Origin of the sequence: Micromonospora sp. NPDC000663 (assembly GCF_042898105.1) — a bacterium.
In the GTDB taxonomy this organism is placed as follows: Bacteria; Actinomycetota; Actinomycetes; order Mycobacteriales; family Micromonosporaceae; genus Micromonospora.
This window is the reverse complement of record NZ_JBIAYR010000001.1, coordinates 1,024,672-1,049,901: the sequence shown is the minus strand read 5'-3', so window position 1 is coordinate 1,049,901 and position 25,230 is coordinate 1,024,672. Positions and strand designations below refer to the sequence as shown.

The 25,230-nt window shown below is 73.6% G+C and carries 20 protein-coding genes; 8 read left to right on the top strand and 12 right to left on the bottom strand.

Annotated features, from left to right (window positions below; all coding sequences use genetic code 11):
• Positions 1–3 precede the first annotated feature (3 nt).
• Both ACFY1S_RS05020 and leuE read left to right on the top strand, forming a co-directional pair.
• Positions 4–1,248, top strand: coding sequence for a bifunctional pyridoxamine 5'-phosphate oxidase family protein/GNAT family N-acetyltransferase (locus tag ACFY1S_RS05020; RefSeq protein WP_387112968.1), 1,245 nt, complete (start codon positions 4–6; stop codon positions 1,246–1,248).
• The gene (leuE, locus tag ACFY1S_RS05015; protein ID WP_364370605.1) at positions 1,248–1,919 is read left to right on the top strand and encodes a leucine efflux protein LeuE; all 672 of its coding nucleotides are present in this window, start codon (positions 1,248–1,250) and stop codon (positions 1,917–1,919) included. The genes ACFY1S_RS05020 and leuE overlap by 1 nt, the downstream gene beginning before the upstream one ends.
• A 4-nt stretch (positions 1,920–1,923) precedes the next feature.
• On the opposite strand, the gene ACFY1S_RS05010 is transcribed toward leuE, so the two are convergent.
• From ACFY1S_RS05010 to ACFY1S_RS04965, 10 genes are all read right to left on the bottom strand, one after another.
• Positions 1,924–2,856, bottom strand: coding sequence for a sporulation protein (locus ACFY1S_RS05010; protein ID WP_387112966.1), 933 nt, complete (start codon positions 2,854–2,856; stop codon positions 1,924–1,926).
• Between the two features lie 121 nt (positions 2,857–2,977).
• Positions 2,978–4,042: a hemolysin family protein gene (locus ACFY1S_RS05005; protein WP_387112964.1), complete on the bottom strand. Its 1,065-nt coding sequence runs from the start codon at positions 4,040–4,042 to the stop codon at positions 2,978–2,980.
• Positions 4,039–5,394, bottom strand: a complete 1,356-nt coding sequence (locus tag ACFY1S_RS05000) for a hemolysin family protein (protein ID WP_387112962.1) — start codon at positions 5,392–5,394, stop codon at positions 4,039–4,041. The genes ACFY1S_RS05005 and ACFY1S_RS05000 overlap by 4 nt, the downstream gene beginning before the upstream one ends.
• A gap of 181 nt (positions 5,395–5,575) precedes the next feature.
• Positions 5,576–5,935, bottom strand: coding sequence for a monovalent cation/H(+) antiporter subunit G (gene mnhG, locus ACFY1S_RS04995; RefSeq protein WP_387114303.1), 360 nt, complete (start codon positions 5,933–5,935; stop codon positions 5,576–5,578).
• A complete protein-coding gene (locus ACFY1S_RS04990) occupies positions 5,935–6,198 on the bottom strand; it encodes a monovalent cation/H+ antiporter complex subunit F (protein WP_364366547.1) in 264 nt (87 codons plus the stop codon). The genes mnhG and ACFY1S_RS04990 overlap by 1 nt, the downstream gene beginning before the upstream one ends.
• Entirely contained in the window at positions 6,195–6,809 is a 615-nt protein-coding gene (locus tag ACFY1S_RS04985) for a Na+/H+ antiporter subunit E (protein WP_387112960.1), read from the bottom strand. Before ACFY1S_RS04985 ends, ACFY1S_RS04990 begins: the two co-directional genes overlap by 4 nt.
• Positions 6,806–8,311 (bottom strand): Na+/H+ antiporter subunit D, encoded by a 1,506-nt coding sequence (locus tag ACFY1S_RS04980; RefSeq protein WP_387112958.1) that lies wholly within the window; start codon positions 8,309–8,311, stop codon positions 6,806–6,808. Before ACFY1S_RS04980 ends, ACFY1S_RS04985 begins: the two co-directional genes overlap by 4 nt.
• Positions 8,311–8,790: a Na(+)/H(+) antiporter subunit C gene (locus ACFY1S_RS04975; RefSeq protein ID WP_387112956.1), complete on the bottom strand. Its 480-nt coding sequence runs from the start codon at positions 8,788–8,790 to the stop codon at positions 8,311–8,313. Before ACFY1S_RS04975 ends, ACFY1S_RS04980 begins: the two co-directional genes overlap by 1 nt.
• Positions 8,787–11,624, bottom strand: a complete 2,838-nt coding sequence (locus ACFY1S_RS04970; RefSeq protein WP_387112954.1) for a Na+/H+ antiporter subunit A — start codon at positions 11,622–11,624, stop codon at positions 8,787–8,789. The genes ACFY1S_RS04975 and ACFY1S_RS04970 overlap by 4 nt, the downstream gene beginning before the upstream one ends.
• A gap of 156 nt (positions 11,625–11,780) precedes the next feature.
• The gene (locus ACFY1S_RS04965) at positions 11,781–12,167 is read right to left on the bottom strand and encodes a hypothetical protein (RefSeq protein ID WP_387112952.1); all 387 of its coding nucleotides are present in this window, start codon (positions 12,165–12,167) and stop codon (positions 11,781–11,783) included.
• Positions 12,168–12,344: 177 nt separating this feature from the next.
• Between ACFY1S_RS04965 and ACFY1S_RS04960 the strand changes: the two genes are divergently transcribed.
• Positions 12,345–16,994 carry an ATP-dependent helicase gene (locus ACFY1S_RS04960; RefSeq protein WP_387112950.1) on the top strand — a complete coding sequence of 1,550 codons (4,650 nt, stop codon included), beginning with the start codon at positions 12,345–12,347 and terminating at the stop codon, positions 16,992–16,994.
• Between the two features lie 167 nt (positions 16,995–17,161).
• Here ACFY1S_RS04960 and ACFY1S_RS04955 read toward each other — a convergent pair whose 3' ends face one another.
• A complete protein-coding gene (locus tag ACFY1S_RS04955; protein ID WP_387112948.1) occupies positions 17,162–17,761 on the bottom strand; it encodes a hypothetical protein in 600 nt (199 codons plus the stop codon).
• Positions 17,762–17,902: 141 nt separating this feature from the next.
• Here ACFY1S_RS04955 and ACFY1S_RS04950 point away from each other — a divergent pair, with 141 nt between their 5' ends.
• Genes ACFY1S_RS04950 through ACFY1S_RS04940 form a run of 3 tightly spaced genes read left to right on the top strand, consistent with a single transcriptional unit; the run spans position 17,903 to position 19,217 of the window.
• Complete coding sequence (locus tag ACFY1S_RS04950; RefSeq protein ID WP_387112946.1) at positions 17,903–18,139, top strand: hypothetical protein; 237 nt, start codon at positions 17,903–17,905, stop codon at positions 18,137–18,139.
• Positions 18,140–18,148: 9 nt separating this feature from the next.
• Positions 18,149–18,949 carry an S-adenosyl-l-methionine hydroxide adenosyltransferase family protein gene (locus ACFY1S_RS04945; RefSeq protein ID WP_387112944.1) on the top strand — a complete coding sequence of 267 codons (801 nt, stop codon included), beginning with the start codon at positions 18,149–18,151 and terminating at the stop codon, positions 18,947–18,949.
• A 25-nt stretch (positions 18,950–18,974) separates the two neighbouring features.
• Complete coding sequence (locus ACFY1S_RS04940; protein WP_225854764.1) at positions 18,975–19,217, top strand: CPCC family cysteine-rich protein; 243 nt, start codon at positions 18,975–18,977, stop codon at positions 19,215–19,217.
• A gap of 27 nt (positions 19,218–19,244) precedes the next feature.
• Here the strand turns inward: ACFY1S_RS04940 and ACFY1S_RS04935 are convergent, their stop codons facing one another.
• Positions 19,245–20,498, bottom strand: coding sequence for a hypothetical protein (locus tag ACFY1S_RS04935; RefSeq protein WP_387112941.1), 1,254 nt, complete (start codon positions 20,496–20,498; stop codon positions 19,245–19,247).
• Between the two features lie 109 nt (positions 20,499–20,607).
• On the opposite strand from ACFY1S_RS04935, the gene ACFY1S_RS04930 reads away from it, so the two are divergent.
• Both ACFY1S_RS04930 and ACFY1S_RS04925 read left to right on the top strand, forming a co-directional pair.
• The gene (locus tag ACFY1S_RS04930; RefSeq protein ID WP_387112939.1) at positions 20,608–21,417 is read left to right on the top strand and encodes a DNA-formamidopyrimidine glycosylase family protein; all 810 of its coding nucleotides are present in this window, start codon (positions 20,608–20,610) and stop codon (positions 21,415–21,417) included.
• Positions 21,418–21,579: 162 nt separating this feature from the next.
• Complete coding sequence (locus ACFY1S_RS04925) at positions 21,580–25,227, top strand: hypothetical protein (protein ID WP_387112937.1); 3,648 nt, start codon at positions 21,580–21,582, stop codon at positions 25,225–25,227.
• The last annotated feature ends 3 nt before the right edge of the window (positions 25,228–25,230 follow it).

Genomic DNA, 25,230 nt, shown 5'->3' with positions numbered 1-25,230 from the left:
GCGATGTACCCACCCACCGCCCGCACCATCCCCCACCGCTCCCGGGACCGGATGAGCTACGACCGCGAAGCGGCGCACGCCGTGCTCGACGAGGCGTACCACTGCGCGCTCGGGTTCACCGTCGACGGCCAGCCACGGGTGCTGCCCACCCTGCACGTCCGCGTCGGCGACACGCTCTACCTGCACGGCTCCACCGGCAGCCGTCCACTGCTCGCCGCGCGGGGCGACGACGGGCTCCCGGTCTGCGTCGCGGTGACGGTGCTCGACGCGCTGGTCTACGCCCGCTCCCAGTTCCACCACAGCGCCAACTACCGCTCCGTCGTCGCGCACGGCACCGCCCGCCTCGTCACCGACGAGCGGGAGAAGAGCGCCATGCTCACCGCGCTCGTCGAGAAGGTGGGCGCGGGACGCAGCACCGACACCCGCCCACCGAGCCGGCGCGAGCTGGCCGAGACAGCGGTGCTCGCGTTGCCGCTGCGCGAGGTGTCCGTCAGGTCCCGCACCGGCGGTGTCCGCGAGGACGACGCCGACCTGCGCCTGCCGCACTGGGCCGGCGTGCTGCCGCTGCGGTTGACCGCCGGGCGGCCGGAGCCGGACGCCGGGGTCACCGCGCCGCTGCCGGCGTACCTGCGGACCGTCCGCACACCGTGGCACGAGCCGGCGCCGCTGCGCGGCGAGCACGTCCTGCTGGAGCCGCTGGACCTGGCGCACACCGACGACCTGCACGCCGCCACCGCCGACGACGAGGTGTGGCGGCACCTGGGCGTCCGGCGGCCCACCACGCCGGCCGGCACCGCCGAGGTGATCGCCGCCGCCCTGGACGCCCAGCACCGCGGCGAACGAGTGCCCTGGGTGCAGCGTTGCGCGAACACCGGGGCGGTGGTCGGCACCACGTCCTACTACGAGATCGACCCGGAACGGCGGTCGGTGGCGATCGGGCACACCTTCCTCGGCCGGCCCTGGTGGCGTACCGGCATCAACACCGAGGCGAAGCTGCTGCTGCTCGGCCGGGCCTTCGACGAGCTGGGAGCGGTACGGGTCGCCTGGCACACCGACATCCGCAACGACCGCTCGCAGGCGGCGATCGAACGGCTCGGCGCGACCCGGGAAGGCGTGCTGCGGATGCACCGGCAGCGCGCGGACGGCTCCTGGCGGGACACCGTGCAGTACGCGATGACCGTCGACGAGTGGCCGAACGCACAGCTCAGGCTGCGGGAAAGACTTCGACGGACGGCACCGGCGGCGTGATGATGGCGGGCGTGCTGGGGATCACCGACATCTGGACGTACGTGCTGGGCACAGTGGCCATCATCCTGCTGCCCGGGCCGAACTCGCTCTTCGTGCTCTCCACCGCCGCCAAACGGGGTGTGGGGGCCGGCTACCGGGCCGCGGGCGGGGTGTTCGTCGGCGACTGGGTGCTGATGTTCCTCTCCGCCGCCGGGGTGGCGTCGCTGCTCAAGGCGTACCCTCCGGTGTTCCTGGTGATCAAGTACGCCGGTGCCGCGTACCTCGGTTATGTCGGGGTGACGATGCTGCGCGGCGCCTGGCGGCGCTGGCGCGACCGCAACGACCCGACCGCGCCGCGGCTCATCGACGCCGCGGAGCCGGCGGAGATGCGCAGCCCGTTCCGCAAGGCGTTGGTGATCAGCCTGCTGAACCCGAAGGCGATCCTGTTCTTCATCTCGTTCTTCATCCAGTTCGTCGACCCCGGCTACGCCTGGCCGGCGCTGTCGTTCCTGCTGCTCGGTCTGATCGCGCAGGTGACGAGCGCGATCTACCTGACCGCATTGATCTTCGCGGGCACGTTCCTGGCCGCCCAGTTCCGCCAACGCCGCCGCCTGGCGGTCAGCGGCACCACCGCCGTGGCGGCCCTCTTCCTGGCCTTCAGCCTCAAACTGGCCACCGCAAGCGCGGGCTGACCCCTCAGGTGCCGTCGCCGCCGCCGGAGCCGCCGCCTCCCACGCCTGCGCCTCCCGCGGTGCCGCCCAGTCCGTAGCCCGGCTTGATCGGCTGGTCGGGGTGACGACTCACGTGCGCGGACTCGGTGATCTGCGCGGACCAGTCGGCGTGGGCGGCGGCCGCGGCGTGCCTGTTGATCGCCTGGCGCAGCCAGCCGTCCACTGTGGCGGCCCAGTCCCGCTGCCCGGCGTCCGCGTGCCAGATCCGGAACCGGCTGATGCTCTGGTGGGTGATCCCGGCCAGCGCCAACCGCCGGTCCAGCCAGATGATCACCTCCAGGCCGGCCGAGTTCGTCACGAAGATCAGCTCCAGTTCGGTGATCGGCCCCGCGTAGAGCGGCCCCACCCAGTAGCCCCACCGCTGGTGCAGCGGCAGGGTGTGCTCCACCCCCGGCAGCCCGCCCTCCTGCAACCCCGCCTGACGGATCATGAAGCCCAGCGTGTCCAACGCCGCCAGGATGTGCTGCTGCGTGGGCACCGGATGCACGAAGACCGGCACCATGGCCCCCTGGTCCAGATCCGGGTCGACCGACACCTCGGTCCGCAGGCCCATCCGCAGGCTCAGCAGCGGCACCCCGCCGAACGTGGTCACCGGGATCTCCCACGGCAGCGGCATGGCGAAGTCGACAGCCCGCCGGCGGCCCGCAGGTACGACGAACCGGCCGGCGATGGGCACCTGGTGGAACTGCATCAGCCGCCGCGGCGCCGCCGGATCGTCCGGTTCGACGGTGGTGACCAGGCCGAGCCGGATGTGGCGGACGAGCACGTCATCGGGGCCGGCGGCCACCGTCACCCGTCCCGGCAGGCGCAGGCCCGGACGGGTGCTCGGGTTGGGGAGCGTGGTCTGCACGGACAGCCCGGTCCAACCGGACTCCCGCGACACACCGGTCAGCCGCACCGCACGCCTCCCTCCGGGGCGGGGCCCCGGCGGCCCCCGCACCAGCCGCGCCTACCCGGTGGAGGTCACCTCAAGCCGGACCGGCCCGGGCGTGCCGTACGGCACGCCCGGGCCGCCGCCGTCAGCGCAGTCTGCGCCCGCGCGGGACCGTGTCGGTCTCGTCGTCGAATTCGCCGATGACCTCCTCCAGGAGGTCCTCCAGCGCGACGAACCCGATCGGCCGGGCCGGGCCGCCGCCGTTGCGCACCAACGCGAGCTGCGACTGCCGGGCCCGCATGGCGGCCACCGCCTCAGTGACCGACGACGTCGCCGGCAGGGTGAACGCCTGCGTCATCAACTCCCCGGCGGTGGCGGCGCGACCGGTCGTGACCACCCGTACCGCCTCCCGCACGTGCACCAGGCCGCACACGTCGCCGCCCTCGTCCAGCACCGCCAGGCGGGACCGGCCGCTGTCGCGGCTGACCTCCTCGATGCGCTGAGCCGGGTCGTCGCGGCGGACGGTGACCATGGTGGCGAACGGTTCCATCACCTGGGCCACGGACGTGCCCTGCAACTCCAGCATGCTGGTCAGCAACTGGTGCTGCTCGGCACCGAGCAGCCCGTGCTCACGGGACTGCTCCAGCAGGATCCGCAGCTCGTCCGGGCCGTGCACCTGAGCGAGCTGATCCTGCTGGTTGACCCCGAACAGCCGCAGGATCGCGTTGGCCAGGGCGTTGAGCGCGGAGAGCACCGGCCGGGACACCCGGGCGAAGGCGCGGAACGGCAGGGCGAGCAGCGTCGCCGAGCGCTCCGCGTCGGTGATCGCCCACGACTTCGGTGCCATCTCCCCCACCACCAGGTGCAGGAACGTCACCACGCCGAGGGCGAAGATCAGGGCGATCAGGTGGCTTGCCGCGTCCGGCAGACCCACCGCGTGCAGCAGCGGGCTGAGCAGGTGCTCGATCGCCGGTTCGGCGAGCGCGCCGAGACCCAGGGTGCACAGGGTGATGCCGAGTTGCGCGCCGGCCAACATCAGCGACAGCTCGCGGACGCCGTCCAGCGCCGCACGCGCCGCCCGACCACCGTTGGCCGCCGCCTGTTCCAGGCGGTACCGCTTGCTGGCCACCAGGGCGAACTCGGCGGCCACGAAGAACCCGTTCAGCGCCAGCAGGATCACCGAGCTGAACAGCGCGATTCCGGGGCTCACGCGGACACCCCCGGTGTGGTCAGCTGAAGACGTACCGAGTCGGCCACGTGCCGGTCCACGGCAAGCACCTCGACAAGCGCGCGGGGCTCCGCCTCGCCGTCCTCGCCGTCGGCGCCCTCGGGCAACAGGCTGATCTCCAGCTTGTCACCGACCTCCGGCACCCGGCCCAGCTCCCGCATCACCAGCCCGGAGAGCGTGTCGTACTCGGGGGCCTCGGGCAGGGCGATGCCTGTGCTGTCGGCGACCTCGTCGATCCGCCAGCGGGCCGGCACCACCCAGGACCCGTCGTCCTGCCGGGCCGGTGCCCGCTCCGGCGGGTCGTCCTCGTCCCGGATCGGGCCGACCAGCTCCTCGGCGATGTCCTCAAGCGTGATCACGCCGGCGAAACCGCCGTACTCGTCGACCACGCACGCCATCTGCCGGTGCCCGGACCGCAGCCGGTCCAGCACCGTGGGCAGCGGCAACGTCTCCGGCACCAGCAACGGCGGCCCGGCCACCGCGCTCACCGGGGTGGTCGCCCGGTCCCCCGGGGGTACGCCGAGCACGTCGGCGATGCCAACGATGCCGATGAGGTCGTCGACGCCCTCCGCCCCGCGTACCGGGAAGCGGGAGTGGCCGGTGTCCAGCAGCTCGACCACCCGGCTCACCGGTTCGTGTCCCCGTACGGTGTGCACGTCGACCCGGGGCACCATTGCCTCACCGGCGGTGAGTTCGCGGAAGTCCAGACCCCGGTCGAGCAGCGTGGACATCTCGGCGTCCAGACTGCCCTCCTCGCGGGACTCGGCGATGATCTGCTCCAGGTCGGCGGGGGTGGCGCCGCTGGGCAGCTCCTCGATCGGCTCGATGCCGATCCGGCGCAGCAGGCGGATCGACGCCCGGTCGAAGAGCCGGATCAGCGGCCCGGCGACGGCCAGGTAGATCAGGGTGGACCGGCTCAACGCCCGGGCGAGTTGCTCGGCCCGCGCGATGGCCAGGTTCTTCGGGGCCAGCTCACCGAGGACCATCTGCACGACGGTGGCGATGACCAGGGCCAGCGCCACCGACAGCGGCAAACTGACCGCCTCGCTGACGCCGGCCACGCCGAGCACCTCGGCGAGGCCACCGCCCAGGTACGGCTCGGCGACGTAACCGACGAGCAGTGCGGTGACGGTGATGCCGAGCTGAGCGCCGGACAGCATGAAGGAGAGCCGGCCGGTGACGGTCAGCGCGCGGGCGGCTGCCTGGTCACCGTCGTCGGCGAGCTGGCGCAGCTTGCCCCGGTCGACGGCGACGTAGCCGAACTCCTGCGCCACGAAGTAACCGGTGGCGGCCGTGAGAACAATGATCAGAAGGAGACCGACGACGATCAACACGGGTCGCTCAGGGCTCCCGGGGTCGTCGGAACGGGAATATGCCGGGCACGACCCGGCTGGCTACTGCTGCCCTCCTGGGCAGAAGAGTCGATCATGCCGTCATTTTATCGGCCCTGGCTGGGACTCCGCTGAGGGTGTGCCGAAGGCATCCGATCGTCCGTTTCACCCGCCGCGCGAGCCGTCAGCCCGGCCCCGTCGAACCGCCGCCCGAGCCGCGATCGGCCAGTTCGTCGGCGTCGAGCAGGTTCCGGTCCAGCCGGCCGGACCGGTACGCGGCCCGGCCGATCATCTGTGCCGCGACCGGGGCGGTGGCCAGCTGGAAGACGGCCACCAGCACGATCATGCCGAGGTCCGTCATCGACCGCAGCCGCAGCGCGATGCCGAGCAGCAGCAGGAGCACGCCGAGCACCTGTGGCTTCGTGGCGGCGTGCATCCGGGACAGGGCGTCCGGGAAGCGCAGCACACCGATCGCGGCGGCCAGTCCGAGCACCGCGCCGGCGACCAGGCAGGCCCCGCCGAGCCAGTCCGCGACAGTCGCGATCACGCCGGCTCCCGTACGGCGAAGCGGACCAGTGACACCGAGCCGACGAACCCCAGCAGGGAGAGCACCACCAGCACGGGCAGCGTGGTGGCGTGCCGGTTGACCGCCGCCTCCGCGCCCACCGCGGCGATCATGGTGGCGAGCAGCATGTCCGCGGCGATCACCCGGTCCAGCAGCGACGGGCCCCGGTAGAGCCGGGCCAGCGCCAGCAGCGCGGTCACCGACAGCAGCGCGGTGAGGACGACGGCCAAGACTGTGATCACGGGGAGGTTCCCTTCTCGACGGGCGGGTTGTCGATACGGCGCAGTTCGGCGGCGGAGCCGACCGCCCGGACGATCCGCCGCTCCAGGGCGAGCGTGCGCTCCCGGGCCGCGTCCAGATCCGCCGGCCGGTGGGTGTCCAGCACGTGCAGGTAGAGCGTCGCGGAAGCGCGGTCCACCTCGAGGATCAGCGTGCCGGGAACCAGCGTGACCGCCTCCGCGGTGAGCGCCAGGTTCAGGTCCGTCCCGACGCGCAACGTGACGGCGATGATCGCGCCGCGCGGCCGGTAGCCGGGCTGCACGGCGATCCGGGCGACGTGCAGGCTGGCGCTGACCAGCTCGACGACGAACCGGCCGCCGAACACCAGCAGCGCCCGGGGCCGCAGCCGGCCGCCGAAGGTGACCGCCGGCAACGGGAAGAACACCAGCACGGCGCTGCCCACCAGCAGGCCGCTCGCCAGGTTCGCCCAGCTGATCCGGCCCCAGAGCAGGTTCCAGACCAGCACCAGCCAGCCCAGCGCCACCGCCTGGTCCCGCCACCGCCCGAACCGGCCACGCCGGGACGCGGACTGCTCGCCGGCGGCCTCGGGATCACTGTCGCGTGGGTCGGTCACGGCGCACCGTCCGGCAGGACCGCCCGCACGTACGGTGTGCGCGACAGCAGGTCGGTGGCCGCGTCGGTGGTGACGTCGAACAGCGGGCCGGCCAGCACGGTCAGCGCCAGACCGAACGCGACAAGGCCGACGGTGGCCCCGATCATCAGCCTGGGCAGCTGGATGACCGGTTCACCGGTGGCGATCCGGGGTGCCCGCCAGAAGGCGATGTTCCACACCCGGGACGCGACGTAGAGGGTGAGCAGGCTGGTGAGCGTGCCGGCCCCGACAAGCGCGTAGGGCAGCGCCCCGCCGGCCGCCACCCCGGCCTCGAGCAGCCCGAGCTTGCCGAGGAAACCGGAGAACGGGGGCACTCCCGCGAGGTTCATCGCCGGGACGAAGAACAGGACGCCGAGCAGCGGCGCGACCCGGGCCAGCCCACCGATGCGGCGCAGGTCGGTGCTGCCGGCCCGTTCCTCGACCAGCCCGGCGACCAGGAACAACGTGGTCTGGATGGTGATGTGGTGCACCACGTAGAAGATCGCGCCGGAGAGCCCGGCGGTGGTGCTCAACGCCACCCCGAAGATCATGTAGCCGATGTGGCTGACCAGGGTGAACGAGAAGAGCCGCTTCAGATCCGACTGGGCCACCGCGCCGAGGATGCCGACCAGCATGGTCAACCCGGCGACGACCATCAGCAGATCGTCGACCTGCCCGTCCGGGAAGAGCAATGTCTCGGTACGGATGATCGCGTAGACACCGACCTTGGTGAGCAGCCCGGCGAACACGGCGGTGACCGGGGCCGGCGCGGTCGGGTAACTGTCCGGCAGCCAGGCCGACAACGGGAAGACCGCCGCCTTGATCGCGAAGCCGAGCAGCAGCATCAGTTGCAGGGCCAACCGCACGCGATCGGGCAGCGCGTCCAGGCGTTGGGAGAGCTGCGCCAGGTTGAGCGTGCCGGTGGCCGCGTACACCAGCCCCACGGCGGTCAGGAAGATCATCGAGGAGAGGATGCTCACCACCACGTACGTCGACCCGGTCCGGATCCGCGTCTCCGTACCACCAAGCGTGATCAGCACGAAGCTGGCGACCAGCAGGATCTCGAACCCGACGAACAGGTTGAACAGGTCCCCGGCGAGGAACGCGGTGGTGACGCCGGCGGTGAGCACCAGGTACGTCGGGTGGAAGATGACCACCGGCGTGGTCTCGCTGGTCTCGCTGCGGCCCTGGCCGACGGAGTACAGCAGCACGCAGAGGGTGACCGCCGAGGAGACCACGAGCATCAACGCCGCGAGCTGATCGGCGACCAGCACGATGCCCACCGGCGCGGGCCAGCCGCCGATCACCATCACCACCGGCCCGTACCGGTACGCCTGCACGAGCAGCACCACCGCGACGACGAACGTGCCGGCCAGGCAGAGCACGCTGACCGCGCGCTGGATCCGGGGTTGGGTGGACAGCAGCAGGGTCAGCGCCGCGCCGAGCAACGGCACCACCACCGGTAGCGGCAGGAGCGTGCCCATCAGGCCTCTTCCCCGCGTCGCAGCCGGCGGCGGGCGGGTTCGGGATCCACCTGCTCCGGGTCGTCGTCCGGGCCCTCCCCGCCGAGGTCGGCGGCGCCCACCTCGTTGCGCTCGGCCCGGCGGATGATCTGCCGATCCTCCAGGTCGTCGGGCACCTCGTCGTCACCTGTGAGAAACCAGCTCCGGTACGCGACGGCGAGCAGGAACGCGGTCAACCCGAACGTGATCACGATGGCGGTCAGCACCATTGCCTGCGGCAACGGGTCGCTCATCTCGCCCACCGGGCCGGTGCCGACGATCGGCGCCCCACCGGCCCGTCCACCCAGCAGGATCAGCAGGTTCACCCCGTTACCGAGCAGGATCACCCCGAGCAGGATCCGGGTCAGGCTGCGTTCCAACAGCAGGATCACCCCGCAGCCGACCAGCACGGCTACCACGAGCACCAGCATCAGCGTGGGTCCGGCACGCGCCGCGGTCATGCCCGCTCCCCCTTGTCGACGGCCAGCCCGCCCTCGGCGGTCCCGGTCGCCTCGATGTGCCTGTCCACCTCGGCGCCGAGACTGCGCAGGATGTCCAGCACCAGCCCGACCACGACCAGGTACACGCCGATGTCGAAGAACAGCGACGTGACCAGGTGCGCCTCGCCGATCAGCGGCAACGACTGGTTGATCTCGGCGCTCTCCAGCACCTGCCCGCCGATGAGCAGGGCCACCACCCCGGAGCCCACCGACACGGCAAGCCCCGCGCCGAGGACCAGGCCGGCGCCGACCGGGGCCGCCTCGGTCAGCTCGTACCGGCCGCCGGCGAGGTAGCGGACCACGAGCGCGAGACCGGCCACCAGGCCACCGGAGAACCCACCGCCCGGCGCGTTGTGGCCGGAGAAGAGCAGGAACAGCGAGAACAGCACCACGGTGTGGAAGATCAGCCGGATGACCACCTCCAGCACTATCGAACGGCGTTCCTCGTAGAGGGTCGGCCCGCCGCGCAGCCACACCGGCCGGCCCGGCCTGTTGACCCGCCGGTCCGACTCCGGCCGACGGGGTCGCGGGCCGGTGCGGGAGCGCTCGAAGATCAGGCTGGCGACCCCGGTCGCGGCCACCACAAGCACCGCGATCTCGCCCATGGTGTCCCAGGCCCGGATGTCGACGAGGGTCACGTTGACCACGTTGCGGCCGTACCCGTGCGCGACCGCCAGGTCGGGGAAGGCCGCGGAGATGTCCGGCGCACGGCGGGAGCTGCCCGCCACGAGGGCCAGCCCGGCCGCGACCACGCCCGCCGCCACCCCGATCGCCCGGCGGGTCCACCGGCTACGGCGCAGCGGCCGGGCCGAGAACCGCTCCGGCAGGCGGCGCAGCACGAGCACGAAGACGGCGATCGTCGCGGTCTCCACCAGGAACTGGGTGAGCGCCAGGTCGGGCGCGCCGTGCAGGACGAACAACATCGCGGTGCCGTAGCCGGTCATGCCCACCAGGAGCATCGCGGTGAGCCGGCGGCGGGCACCTACCGCGAGCACCGCCGCCACCGCGATCACCACGACGACCACCGGTTGCAGCGGACTGTCCCAGAGCGGAATCCGCGCCCGCCACGGGCTGGCGGCGATCATCGCCCCGCCGGGCAGCAGCACGAGGGTGACCAGGATGATGCCCAGGTACTGCGGCAGGGAGCCGCGTTGCGTCGCCCCGGTCACCTCGATGGCCAGCCGGTCGAACCGGCCCACCACCCACTCGTACCCCTGATTGCCGCTCGCCGGCGAGCGGAGCCGGGCCAGCACCGGGGCGAGCGGCCCGCGCGCCGCGAAGAGCAGACCGCCGCCGAGAAGGGCCAGCACGGACAGGCCGAGCGCCGGGGTCAGCCCGGGCCAGAGCGCCAGGTGCGCGTCGACCCCGCCGAGCAGGTCGGCGTACGGGCGCAGCAGACCGTCGAGCCAGCCGGCGGCCGGGCCGGCGAGCAGCCCGACGCCGGCCAGAACTGCCGGCGGGGCCAGCATCGGGCCGGCGATCCTCCGGTCCGGCGGGACCGGTTCCACGCCCGAGCGGTCGCTGAACGCGCCCCACAGGAAGCGGACGCTGTACGCCACGGTGAGCACCGTCCCGGCCACGAAGCCGGCCAGGAGCAGTGGCTGGTGCAGGAACGCGGCGAACACCGCCTCCTTGGCCACGAAGCCGACAAGCGGCGGCACACCCGCCATCGACGCGGCGGCCAGGACGGCGACCACGAACAGCGGCCGGGACCAGTGCCGCAGCCCGGACAGCTCGCGCAGGTCACGGGTGCCGGCGCCGTGGTCGATGATCCCGACGACCAGGAACAGGGACGCCTTGAACAGCGCGTGCGCCAGCAGCATCGCGACACCGGCCAGGGCGGCGTCCGGGGTGCCGGAGCCGGTCACGGCGACCAGCAGACCGAGCTGACTGACCGTGCCGTACGCCAGCAGCAGCTTCAGGTCGGTCTGCCGCAGCGCCGCCCAGCCGCCGAGCAGCATGGTGGCCAGGCCGGCGACCTGCACGACGGGCCGCCACGGGCCGGCAGTGGCGAGCGCCGGCGCGAGCAGCCCGAGCAGGTAGACGCCGGCCTTGACCATGGCGGCGGCGTGCAGGTACGCGCTCACCGGGGTGGGCGCCGCCATCGCCACCGGCAGCCAGGAGTTGAACGGCAGCACCGCCGACTTGGACAGCGCGCCGGCCAGGATCAGCAGTACCGCCGTGACCAGGTAACCGCCCCCGGGCAGCGGCCGGGTGGCGATCTCCGACCAGCGGTAGGTGCCTGCGTGTTCGCCCAGGAGGATGAACCCGACAAGCATGGCCAGCCCACCCAGGGTGGTGACGGTGAGCGCCTGCGCCGCCGCCCACCGGCTGGACCGCCGCTCGGTGCTGTGCCCGATCAGCAGGTACGAGAAGATCGTGGTCAGCTCCCAGCCGACGTAGAGCAGCAGCAGGTCGTCGGCGAGGACCAGCAGGAGCATGGCACCGGCGAACGCGACCAGGACGGCGGCGAACTGCGTCAGCCCGGCCGACCCGGACTTGAAGTAGCGGGCACTGTAGACCAGCACCAGCGCGCCGACGCCGCCGATCAGCAGGGTCATCAACCAGGACAGCGTGGTGAGCCGCAGTGCGATGTCGAAGCCCAACTGCCCGATCCACGGGTACGTCTCGACCACCGCCCCGCCGTGGTCGACCGCCGGCGTACGGGCCACCGCCCAGCAGAACGCGGCGGCGGGAGCCAGCGCCAACGGGTAGCACGCGCGGGCACCCCACTGCCTGACGAGCAGCGGCGCCGCGAGGGCCGCCACGAGGTGGAGGATGAGCAGTACCAGCACCCGTGCTCCCGGTCGAGGTGGCCGGCGCCCGTACAGCGGTGGCGCCTAGCAGCGATCAGACGCCAGTTGCACGCTCGGCGGAGCGTTTTGCCGGAATTGGCCCAATGACCCCCGTGAGGTGCCTATGGGGTGAGCTGTCCTGTGGCCGGCCCCGGCTCAGCGCAGCAGGGCGTCGCCGACGGGCAGCGCGTCGTCCAGGACGGGACGGTCACGGTGCAGCTCGGTGAGCAGGTCGCGCCGACCGAGCTGGCGCAGGACCTTGTCGACCACCCGCTCGGCGGCGGTCAGCGACCGCACCGACAGCAGCCGACCGCGGCTCTCCCGACGCAGCACGAAGTAGTGGACGGCGACACGGACCTGCCCCCGGTCGGCCGCGCTGGCCTGGGCGGTGGCGATGACCAGCTCCCGCAGGCAGCGGGCGAGGCGTTCGGCGAGCTCCAGCTCCGGCCCGTGCAGACCGCCGCGGAGCGTGGCGAGGTGGCTGTCGACCTTGCGGATCAGCACATCGGTGCCGGGTGCGACATTTCGCTGCTCGCCGGCCATCCGATTCCTCCCACCTGCTCGCGTTGCGAGTGAAGTTACTTTATGTTGCTCGTCACAAGCAAGCAGTTAAGTGAGACTTAACGTATTAAGCACGCATCTCGTGCGTATTCCACGCAGCCGGACACATCCCACCCTGGCCTGTTCGTGGATGTCGTACCGGCGGGGCACGATGGACCGGTGACCGGGGCAGAGGGAGATACGGGCGAGGTGCTCGACGGGTTCGGCCCCGCCACCCGCGCCTGGTTCGACGCCGCCTTCGCCGCTCCCACCCCCGCCCAGGCCGGCGCGTGGCGGTCCGTCGCCGCCGGCCGCAACGCCCTCGTCGTGGCCCCCACCGGCTCCGGCAAGACGCTCGCCGCGTTCCTCTGGTCACTGGACAAGCTGGCCCGCGAGCCGGCCCCGGCCGAGGCCCGACAGCGCTGCCGCGTGCTCTACGTCAGTCCGCTCAAGGCCCTCGCCGTGGACGTGGAACGCAACCTGCGCGCCCCCCTGGCCGGCATCCGGCAGGCGGCGACCCGGCTCGGCGTCACCCCGCCCGACATCACCGTCGGCATGCGTACCGGCGACACCCCGGCCGACGAGCGGCGGGCCTTCGCCCGCACCCCACCCGACATCCTCATCACCACGCCCGAGTCGCTGTTCCTGCTGCTCACCTCCGCGGCGAGGGATTCGCTGCGCGGCGTCCAGACCGTGATCGTCGACGAGGTGCACGCGGTCGCCGGCAGCAAACGCGGCGCCCACCTCGCCCTCTCACTGGAACGCCTCGACGAGCTGCTGCCCGCCCCGGCCCAGCGGATCGGGCTCTCCGCCACCGTCCGACCGATCGACGCCTGCGCCCGGTTCCTCGGCGGCGCCCGCCCGGTCGACGTCGTCCAGCCGGCCACACCGAAGACCATCGAGGTCAGCGTGCAGGTGCCGGTGGAGGACATGACCCGCCTCGACGAGCAGGAGCAGCCACCGGAGGACGACCTCGGCGGCCCGGGGCCACGCCGTGCCTCGATCTGGCCGGCCGTGGAGGAGCGGGTCTTCACGCTCATCGGGCAGCACCGCTCCACGATCGTCTTCACCAACTCCCGCCGCAGCGCCGAACGCCTCTGCGCCCGGCTCAACGAGCTGGCCGCCGAGGAGGTGGCCGCCGCGTCGGCAGGTGACGCTGCCGGCGTACCGGACGGGGTGTTGTCGACGGACGGCCCGGCCGGGGGCGCGCGGCAGTGGGGCGGTCCGGCCGGTCCGCTGCGCAACCGGCCGCCCGCCGAGGTGATGGCCCAGTCCGGCGCGGCGGCCGGCGCGGCGCCGGTGATCGCGCGCGCCCACCATGGCAGCGTGTCCCGCGAGGAGCGCAAGCACATCGAGGAGGCGCTCAAGTCCGGCCAGCTTCCGGCGGTGGTGGCCACGTCCAGCCTGGAGCTGGGCATCGACATGGGCGCGGTCGACCTGGTGGTGCAGATCGAGGCGCCGCCGAGCGTCGCCGCCGGGCTGCAACGCGTCGGCCGGGCCGGGCACCAGGTGGGCGCGGTCTCCCGAGGGGTGGTCTTCCCCAAGCACCGCGGCGACCTGCTCTCCTGCGCGGTGGTCGCCGAACGGATGACCGACGGCGCGATCGAGGAGCTGCACTACCCGCGCAACCCACTCGACGTGCTCGCCCAGCAGATCGTGGCCATGGTGGCGTTGGAGCCGTGGCGGGTCGGCGACGTGGCGGTGCTGGTCCGCCGGGCCGCGCCCTTCGCCGAGCTGCCCGACTCGGCGCTGCACGCCGTGCTGGACATGCTCTCCGGCCGCTACCCGTCGACCGCGTTCGCCGAGCTGCGTCCCCGACTGGTCTGGGACCGGGCCACCGACCTGCTCACCGGCCGTCCCGGCGCGCAGCGGCTCGCCGTGACCAGCGGCGGCACGATCCCCGACCGGGGCCTGTTCGGGGTGTTCCTCGCCGGCGCCGAACGGGCCGCCCGGGTCGGCGAGCTGGACGAGGAGATGGTCTACGAATCGCGGGTCGGCGACGTCTTCCTGCTCGGCTCGTCGTCGTGGCGCATCGAGGAGATCACCCCCGACCGGGTGCTGGTCTCGCCGGCCCCGGGGCAGGCCGCGCGGATGCCGTTCTGGAAGGGCGACCAGCTGGGCCGCCCGGTGGAGCTGGGGCGGGCCATCGGCGCCCGGGTGCGCGGCCTGCTGCGGCAGAGCGACGAGGCGGCGCTTGCCGCGCTGCGCACCGGCGGGCTGGACGACTGGGCCGCCGGCAACCTCATGGCGTACCTGCGCGACCAGCGGGAGGCCACCCGTTCGCTGCCCGACGACCGGACGATCGTGGTCGAGCGGTTCCGTGACGAGCTGGGCGACTGGCGGCTCGCCGTGCACAGCGTCCTCGGCGCGCGGGTCAACGGCCCGTGGGCTCTCGCGGTGGGCCGTCGGCTCGCCGAGCGGTACGGCATGGACGCCCAGGTGATGCCCTCCGACGACGGCATCGTGGTGCGCCTGCCGGACACCGCGGACGAGCCGCCCGGCGCGGACGTGGTGGTCTTCGATCCCGACGAGATCACCCAACTGGTGGAGGAGACGGTGGGCACCTCCGCCCTCTTCGCCGCCCGTTTCCGCGAGTGCGCCGCCCGGTCGCTGCTGCTGCCCCGCCGCGACCCGCGCCGCCGCCAGCCGCTGTGGCAGCAGCGCCAACGCGCCGCGCAGCTGCTCGACGTGGCCCGGGAGTACGCGGACTTCCCGGTCACCCTGGAGGCCGCCCGTGAGTGCCTCCAGGACGTCTTCGACCAGCCGGCGCTGGCCGGGCTCATGCGTGACCTGGCCACCCGCAAGGTGCGGCTGGTCGAGGTGGAGACCAGCGCGCCGTCCCCGTTCGCGCGATCGCTGCTCTTCGGCTACGTGGGCGCGTTCCTCTACGAGGGCGACGCCCCGCTCGCCGAGCGCAGGGCCGCCGCGCTCGCCCTGGACTCCACGCTCCTGGGTGAACTGCTCGGCCGGGTCGACCTGCGCGAGCTGCTCGACCCGGCGGTGCTCACCGAGACCGACAGGCAGCTGCGCTGGCTGACCGAGCAGCGCCGTCCCCGCGACGCGGAGGACGTGGTCGAGCTGCTGCGGGTGCTCGGCGACCTCAGCGACGACGAGCTGACCGAGCGGGGTGTGCCCGAGAGCTGGCTGACCGAGTTGGAGGCCACCCGCCGGGTGCTACGGGTCCGGATCGCCGGTGAGCAGCGCTGGGTGGGCGTCGAGGACGCCGCCCGGCTGCGCGACGCACTAGGGGTGGCTCTGCCGGTCGGGGTGGCCGAGGCGTACCTCGCACCGGTGGCCGACCCGCTGGGCGACCTGGTGGCCCGCTACGCCCGCACCCACGGTCCGTTCGCCGCGGCGAGCTGCTCGGCACGCTTCGGGCTCGGCGTGTTCGTCGTCGAGCAGGCGCTGCGCCGCCTCGCCGCCACCGGCCGGGTGGTCTCCGGTGAGTTCACACCGGATTCCGCCGGCGCCCAGTGGTGTGACGCCGAGGTGCTGCGGATGCTACGTCGCCGCTCGCTCGCCGCACTGCGGCGGGAGATCGAGCCGGTGCCACCCCGGGCGCTTGCCACGTTCCTGCCCCGCTGGCAGCAGGTCGGCTCGTCCGCCCGGGGCGTGGAGGCGCTGGCCGCCACCGTGGAGCAGTTGCAGGGCGCGGCGGTGCCGGCGTCCGCGCTGGAACGGCTGGTGCTGCCCGGTCGGGTCGCCGACTACTCCCCCGCCCAGCTCGACGAGCTGTGCGCCAGCGGGGAGGTGTTGTGGGCCGGGTCGGGCGCGATCTCCGGCGGGGACGGCTGGGTCACCCTGGCGTACGCGGACGCGGCGCCGCTGCTTCTTGCGCCACCCGATGACGCGCTGACGCGTACGCCGCTGCACGACGCGGTGCTCGACGCGCTCGATGACGGGCAGGCGCTGTTCTTCCGGCCGTTGGCCGACCGGGTCGGCTCGACCGACGACGCGGCCCTGACCGGCGTGATCTGGGACCTGGTCTGGGCCGGTCACCTCACCAACGACACCCTCGCCCCGCTGCGTGCGGTGCTCGGCGCGGGTGGTGCGCACCGCTCGCGGCCGTCCGCGCCGCGCACCCGCTACCGGCGGCCCGGTCGGGTGGCGCTGCCCACCCGGGGCGGCCCGCCGACTGTCGCCGGGCGCTGGTCGCGACTGCCCGACCGGGACCTGGATCCGACCCGCCGCGCCGCCGCCCTCGCCGACGTGCTGCTGGAGCGGCACGGGGTAGTCACCCGCGGGGCGGTCATGGCCGAGCAGGTGGTCGGCGGGTTCTCGGCTGTCTACCCGGTGCTGTCGGCGCTCGAGGAACGCGGCGCGGCCCGCCGGGGCTACTTCGTCGAAGGGCTCGGGGCGGCGCAGTTCGCGGTGCCCGGCGCGGTGGACCGGCTGCGTGCCCTCGCCGAGCCGGCTGACGGCGCCCGGGGCCGGGGCGCCCCGGCGACTGTGCTCGCCGCCACCGACCCGGCCAACCCGTACGGCGCGGCGCTGCCCTGGCCGGAGCGGGTGGTCGACTCCGGCGACGGTGCCGCGCCGGCGACCGGGCACCGGGCCGGCCGTAAGGCGGGCGCGCTCGTGGTGCAGGTCGTCGGCGACCTGGTCCTCTACGTCGAACGCGGCGGCCGGACGCTGCTGTCCTTCACCGACGACGCCGACACGCTCGCGGCGGCCGGCAAGGCGCTCGCCGACGCCGTGCACTCGGGGGCGTTGGGCGCGATGTCGGTGGAGCGGGCCGACGGCGAGGCCGTGCACTCCTCGCCGCTGCGTGACGCGCTCACCGCCGCCGGCTTCCGGGCCACCCCGCGCGGCCTGCGCCTGCGGGGCTGACCGCCGCGCGGTCACGCTTCCCGAGCGCCGCGCCCACCAATGACCGCCGCGCGGTCACCGCTTCCGACCCGCGCCGGCGCGCATGGCCGCACCCGCTCGTATACCTCAGAGTCATAAATATTCCGCACAGGTATACGGCTCATCAGCACGCATGCTCCGGCCGGAGCTCAGTCGAGGTTGTTGAGGACCTTCTCGTAGCGGGGCCGGTCGGCGGCCGGGGTCCTCGCCTCCAGGTAGTTGAGCACCACCGCACCGCGTCGGTACGACTGGCCGCCCCACGTCGCGGCGATGTCGCTGGCGCTCGTCTCGTCGGGGAACACGTACACCGTGACGGCGTCGGTGGAGACGATCTCGGAACATCCCAGGCCGAGCCCGTCCGGTCCGCAGTCGACCGAGCGGTCCTTCGGGTGCGGCACCTTCAGGCCGGCGGCCCTGAACGCGGTGATCACCTGCATGGCGCCGGGTGCCCCGGCCGGCCGCTGCGGCAGCACCACGGGCGGCGGACTGGCCGGCCGGCGCGGCGCGGGGCCCTGCGGCGCGGCTGACGGCGCGACCGACCGTGGGGCCGGCGGGGGTGCGACACCGGCGGGACTGGACGGGACCGCCGAGGGAGTCGGCGCCACCGGCAGGCCGGTGGCCGCCGGGGCCGAGAGGGACGAGACGCTTGGCGCGGCGCTCGACGGGTCGGCGTCGTCACCGCCGCAGCCGGCGGTGAGGGCGACGGCGACCAGCAGGACCCCGACGGCGGGCAGGCTCCGAAGTGTCACAGGCGCAAGTCTGCCCAACCGCGCCCTGCGGCGGGAGGGGCGAATCGGCCACCGCGCTGTCCCATATCCGCCAGCCGCGTCGACCACCCGCCGGCGGGTACGCTCCGGAGCCTGCGAGGGGACGCGAGGCGGAGGTGGACCGTGGACGGAGTCGAGGTGCGGGCGGCGGGACCCGCCAAGCGGACGGCTGTCGACCCCCTGCACAACCTGCGGGCGCTGCGGTTCTACCAGCGGCGCGGCATGCGGCTGGTAGCCGTGGACCGCGGGGCGGTGGACCGCGCCCGCCGGCTCAACCCGCAGATTCCACTTGTGGGTGAGCACGGCATCCCGCTGCACGACGAACTCGTCCTGGAACTGCTCACCGGCGCGGAGGGTTAGCCTGCGGACATGTCCGTCACGCCCTGGATTTCACTGACCACCGACTACGGCCTCTCCGACGGTTTCGTGGCCGCCTGCCACGGGGTGATCGCCCGGATCGCGCCGGCAGCCCGGGTCATCGACGTGACCCACCTGGTGCCGCCGGCGGACGTGCGGCGCGGCGCGGCGGTGCTGGCGCAGACCGTGGCGTACCTGCCGGTGGCCGTGCACGTGGCGGTGGTCGATCCGGGGGTGGGCACCGCCCGGCGGGGCGTCGCACTGGCCACCTCCGGGGGGCTGTTGGTGGGTCCGGACAACGGACTGCTGCCGGACGCCGCCGACGCCCTCGGCGGGATCACGGCGGCGGTGGAGCTGACCGAACCACGTTGGCAGGCCACCCGGGTGTCCGGGACGTTCCACGGGCGGGACGTCTTCGCGCCGGTGGCGGCCCGGCTGGCGCTCGGCGCGGCGCTCTCGGAGGCGGGCACGCCCATCGACCCGGCCGGTCTGGTCCGGCTACCCCCGCCGACGCTGACCTCGGACGACGACGGCTTCACCGCCGGGGTGTCGACTGTGGACCATTTCGGCAACGTCCAGCTGGCCGCTCCGGCGCACCTGATCGACCCGCTGCCCGCGGCACTGCGGGTCGGGCCGCCGGGCCCGGCACCTGCGCACCGGGCCGTGCGGGGCCGCACCTTCGGCGACGCCCCGCCGGGCGGCCTGGTGGTGTACGTCGACTCGGCAGGTCTGGTCGCCGTGGCCGTCAACGGCGGGCGGGCGGTGGACCTGCTGCGGGTGTCCCCGGGTGACGTCCTACGGGTTTCCCGCTGATATTCGACTGTGGAATGCTGCCCCGGTGGGTGAACACGTAGTTCCCGTGGGTTGTCCGTGCTGTGCGTCCCGAACGGGCGGGGGGACCTGCCCGGTCTGCTTCTGGACCGACGACGGTCAGACCGACGCCGACGCGGACGCCGTCCGGGGCGGCCCCAACGGCGACCTGAGCCTGTCGCACGCCCGGCTCAACTACGCCGTCTACGGCGCCAGCCACCCGCGCTACCAGGACATGGTGCGCCCGGCCCGCCCCGACGAGCGCCCCTGACGGCGCCCGACGGGGCGAGGGACCGGGTCAGCAGACCGGCACGCTGCCGCCGTACACGCCGGAGATGTACGCGTGGCTGACGTACTGGCCGGTGGCGAGCCGGTTCCAGCGGGTGGTGGTGCGGTAGGGGCCGGCCACCGACTGGCCTGTGACGTAGCACTGGAGCGGCACGTTGGCGAGCCGGGCTGCGAGGCCACGGATCGGGTACGACGTGCTGGCACCGGTGCGGATGTTCAGTGGCCCGTCACCGACCACGCCGCGCGGTCCGCCACCCGTCCACAGGTAGGCGACGTCCACCCAGGCGTTGGTGGTCAGCTTCAGGCCGTCCCAGAAGGTGCCGTCGGCCAGGTCGATGCCGGCCGGGTTGAGCACCGTACGCCCGAACTGGTCCCGCCCGCCGTTGTAGCCCGACTGGTAGGCGGCCTGCGCCTCGGGTCGGCCCTGCGGCAGGTTCTTCCAGTTCTCCCGTACCGCGGAGGGGTTCCAGTAGTCGTCGCGGGTGTTCCACGGCCCGACGTCCCAGACGGGGGCGTACTCGCAGCGGGAGCCAGTGGTGGTGCAGACCCGCACGGTGTAGTCCCCGGTGTTCAGGGGGGACAGGCCGCGCCGCGACGGTAGTGCCGCGAAGTGGTCCCGGGGCTGCACGGTGCGGCCGTTGGCGGTCAGCTCGCCGACCAGGCCGATGCGTGTGGCGTACACCCGGTAGGTGAGGCCGGGCGTGGCCGCGGAGACGGCCGCTGTCGCGTCGGCGGTGAGCTGGACGGCCCGTACCGTCGCGGTGGCGCCGCCGGCGGGCGCGGTCAGCACCACACGGGTCTGCACCCGGCTCACCGGGCGGTCGAAGACCGCGCCTGTGGTGGCGGCCCGCCACTCGGTCCAGCCGCTGGCGCGCCATGCCCGGACCTGGGCCTCGACGGTGGCGCCGGCCGGCACGTCGGCGGTGACCTGGGCGCGGACCCGGGTGGCCGGCCGGGCCAGGGTGCGGGGAACGATGAGCAGCATCCCCTCGGCGACGGCGCTGTGCCGGCTGCGTCCGGCGTTCCGGGTGTCGCGCAGCCGCAGGCCGGCGGGGGTACGACTGACGTTCACGTCGTCGCGGTCGACGACTGACAGGTCGGCGTTCCACAGTTCACCGCCGGGTGCGGCGGCGGTGAGGGTGAGCGGGTTACCGGCGGCGGTGTGCGGGATTCCGCTGGTGGTGGGTACGAGGGTGCCGGTGAGGGCGAGGGTGAGGGTGGCGACGACGGCGAGGGGACGGATACGACATTGAGGCCTTGACATAGGCATTCTCCTCAGAACTCCCTGACCTTCGCATGTCCGGAGATCAGGAGGAAGCTGCGTACAAATAGCGACACATGCGAATCCTGCTCGAACGAGGGAGGATGGTGGGGTGCCCGAAGGTGACACCGTCTGGAACACCGCGCGCGTGCTGCACCGCGCGCTTGCCGACGCACGGCTCACCGGCAGCGACTTCCGGGTGCCGCAGCTGGCGACCACCGACCTCACGGGCTGGACGGTCCGCGAGTCGGCGAGCCGGGGCAAGCACCTGCTGCTGCGGCTCGCCGCCCCGGACGCGGCGCACTGGACCCTGCACTCGCACCTGCGGATGGACGGCGCGTGGCGGGCGTACGCGCCTGGGGAACGGTGGAACGGCCGGCCGGCGCACCTGATCCGGGTGGTGTTGCGCAGCCCCGGCGCGGTGGCGGTCGGCTACCACCTGCACGAGCTGGCGCTGGTGCCGACCGCCGAGGAGGACGGCCTGGTGGGTCACCTCGGCCCGGACCTGCTCGGCCCGGACTGGGACGCGGCCGAGGCGGTCCGCAGGCTCGGCGCAGACCCGGAGCGGACCATCGGCGAGGCCCTGCTCGACCAGCGCGCGCTGGCCGGCGTGGGCAACCTCTACAAGTGCGAGGTGCTGTTCCTGCGCGGCGTGTCCCCGTGGACGCCGGTCGGCGCGGTGTCCGACCTCACCGGCCTGGTGACCCTCGCGCAGCGACTGCTCGCCGCCAACCGGGGTCGGTGGACGCAGAGCAGCACCGGTTCGCTGCACCGGGGCCAGACCAGCTACGTGTACGGCCGCCGCGCGCAACCCTGCCGCCGCTGCGGCACCGCGATCCGCAAGCAGGAGCTGGGCGAACGCGTCACCTACTGGTGTCCGGTCTGCCAGCCGGAGCGGCCGGACGCCCCACCGGCCGGTTGACCACCCCGCGTCGATCGAGGCCGGCCCAGATACGGACGATTGGGTAATTCCTATCTGGCCGATCGCGTCGCATGCTGCGGTTGAGTGCTCACCGACCGTCAGCAGAGCATCGGGGTCGCCACGCCGGGGTGGCGGACCTCGTGCCCCGACCCGGGGAGAGTCATGGCGATCTTCCGCAGACTCCGCTCCACCTTCTTCGAGCGCACCAGCCGCGACGGCCACGTCAACGGCCGGACGGCGTCCGTGGTGCCGGCCGCGCGGACCGCCGAACAGGTTGCGGGGACGACCGACCAGGTCGCTCCGACCACCAGCCTGGATCCGGCCGTCGCGCCGCGCAGCTTCGGCCCGGTGCCGAACTTCGCGTACAGCCCCCGCCCGGCGCGGGACGCCGACGGGCGGCTGGTGCCCGGCACCGGGCTGCGCAAGTTCGTCGACGCCCTCCCGGCCCCGGGCCAGGTGGGCGGCAACGGGCTCGGCGCGTACCTGCCGGTGGCCGTCCCGGACACGATCAGCTATCCGGGCTGCGACTACTACGAGATCGGCCTCCAGGAGTACGCGCAACGCCTGCACCGGGACCTGCCGGCCACCCGGCTGCGCGGCTACCGGCAGCTCAACATCGGCACCGACGCGTCGGGGCACAACACGGTGGCGCCCCCGGAGCGGCCCTGGCACCTCGGCCCGATGATCTTCGCCCGGCGGGGCCGGCCGGTCCGGGTGAAGTTCGTCAACCAGCTCCCCACCGGCCGGGCCGGCGAGTTGTTCCTCCCGGTCGACGACACGGTCGCCGGTGCCGGCCTCGGCCCGCTGGACGGCCCGGCGCCGTACCCGCAGAACCGGGCGGTGCTGCACCTGGCCGGGGCCCTGACCGGCTGGACCAGCGCCGGCAACCCCGGGCAGTGGATCACCCCGGCCGGGGAGATCACCCCGTACCCGACCGGCACCGGCCTGGCACACGTGCCGGACATGCCGCCGCCGGGAGGCGGAGCCACCACGCTCTACTACCCGAACGAGCAGAGCGGCCGGCTCATGTGGTTCCACGACAACACCCACGGGCTGGCCCGACTCACCGTCTACGGTGGGCAGCTCGCGCTCTACCTGCTCACCGACCCGGCCGAGGACGAGCTGGTGGCCGACCAGGTGCTGCCGGCCGACCAACTGCCGCTTGTCATCGAGGACAAGACGTTCGTGCCGGACGACACCCAGCTCGCCGCCGAGGACCCGACCTGGGACCGGGAACGGTGGGGCGCCCGGGGCAGCCTCTGGCACCCGCACGTCTACCAGCCGCGCCAGGACCCGTACCGGCCCGGCGGGCGCAACCCGACCGGGCGGTGGGACTACGGCCCCTGGTCGGGCGACCCGGCCCCGGGCGGCGTCGGGAACGCGCCGACCTCGGCCGGACCGGTGCCCAACCCCCACCACGATCCGGTGGGAGCGCCTGACGAGCCACCCCTCGCCCCCGGTGTGCCGCACCCGTCCGCGGTGCCCGAGGCGTACGGCGACACCCCGCTGGTCAACGGCGTCGCCTACCCGTACCTGGAGGTGCGGCCCCGCGCGTACCGGTTCCGGATCCTCAACGCATGCCTGGACCGCAGCCTCAACCTCCAGCTCTACCGGGCCTGCTCGGACGGGCCGATGTGGACCCCGGACGGCGCCCTGGCCGACCCCGAGGCGGGCGAGGTGCCGATGGTGCCCGCCCTGCGGGCGGCGGACCGGCCGGCGGGCTGGCCGACCGACGGACGGGACGGCGGGGTGCCGGACCCCCGCGCCGCCGGACCGGCATTCATCCAGATCGGCAACGAGGCAGGCCTGCTGCCCGCCCCCGTGGTGCTGCCGAACCGGCCGGTCGGCTACCGCTACGACAGGCTCGACCCGACAGTGCTGAACATCGACTGTCACACCCTGCTGCTCGCGCCCGGCGAACGGGCCGACGTGCTCGTCGACTTCTCCGCCGTGCCGCCCGGCAGCACGCTGATCCTGTACAACGACGCGCCCGCACCGCTGCCCGGCTTCGACGGGCGCTACGACCAGCACAGCGACGCCCCCGACCGGACCGCCGAGGGTGGCCCGCCCCCCACCGAGCCGGGGTACGGCCCGAACACCCGCACCCTGCTCCAGTTCCGGGTCACCGGGGACGCGGAGCCGCCGTACGACCTGGCCCGGCTGCGCGACCGCCTCCCCCTGGCGTACGCGGCCAGCCAGCGCCCGCCGATCGTGCCGCAGCCGGCGTACGACACGGCGTTCGGCACCCGGACGGCACGGGAGACGACGGTGCCGGTGCACGCCGCCACGGTGACCTTCAGTCCGGCGGGCGGCGCCGGCCCGGTGACCCTGCCGGTTGAGGTCAAGGCCGTTCAGCAGGTCTTCGAACCCGACAATGGGCGGCTGGCCGGCCGGCTCGGTGTCGGGCATCCGCACGCCGGGCCGCTGACCCCGGCGACCCTCCCCCTCGGCCCGACCGACCCGGTCACCGAGGTGCTGTTCGCCGCCGACCCGGCCGTGCCGATCGGAGCGCCGACCGACGGCACGCAGATCTGGCGGATCAGCGGCAACGTCAGGCAGACCGAGCCGCTGTGCTTCGGCGGCTGTGACGTGCAGGTCGTCAACCGGGTCGGCTGGGACGGCACGCTGCGCGCTCCGCACGGCGCCGAGCTGGGCTGGAAGGGCATCGTGCGGGTCAACCCCCGCGAGGACGTGGTGGTGGCCCTGCGCCCCGTCGCGCCGACCCTGCCGTTCAAGCTGGGCGACAGCGTCCGGCTGCTCGACCCGGGCCGCCCGGCCGGCACCCGGACCGGCTCGACGCCTGTCAGCCCCGCCGACGGGCGACCCGCCGTGGTGGTGAACCAGCTGGTGAACGTGGGCTGGGAGTACCGCTGGCACAGTCAGCGCGCCGCCCACCGCGACCTGGGGATGACCCGGCCGTTGGTGCTGCGGGTCGCGCCGAGGGCGCCCACCGGGCTGACCGCCACTCCGGTGCCGGGCTCGGCGACCGCGCTGCCGGCGATCGCGCTCGCCTGGACCGGTAACGGGGGCCGTCCGCCCGCCACCAGCCACGTCCTGCAACGGGCGACCGACGCGACGTTCGACGGCGAGGTCACCACCATCACCGTCGCGGCGACCGCCACCCGCTACACCGACGCGACAGTCACCCCGGGGGTGACGTACCACTACCGGATCCGGGCGGAGAACGCGGTCAGCTACTCGTCCTGGTCGAACAGCGTGCCCGCCTCGGTGCACCTGCCCGCCCCGGTCGGCATCGTCGGCACGATCCTGCCGGCCGCACCGCTGCGGGTGGCCCTGCGCTGGACGAACAGGTCCTTCGCCACGGGCATCGACGTGCAACGCGCCACCAACCCGACGTTCAGCAGCGGCCCCGGCACCACGGCGATCGGGGTCGGCACCCACCACCTGGACGTCGCGGTGGCGCCGGACACCACGTACTACTACCGGGTCCGGACCACCTACCTGGGCGCCGCGTCGGCCTGGTCGACTGTCGCCGCGGTGAGCACCCCGGCCGCGCCGAGCACCCCGAGCGGGGTCAGCGCCACCGCCAGCGCGCCGGGACCGGACACGGCGACTGTGGTCCTGGGCTGGACGGCGGACACGAGCGTCGGCTCAGGGGCCGGGTTCATCGTGCAACGGGCACTGGACCCGGTGTTCGACCGGGAGGTCGCGACCTTCACGGTGACCGGTCGCGGCTTCACCAACACGGGGTTGGCCCGGGGCGTGACGTACCACTACCGGATCCGGTCGTTCAATGTCGTGGGCAGTTCGGCGTACACCGACCCGGTCTCCGTCACGACGCCACCGTGACCG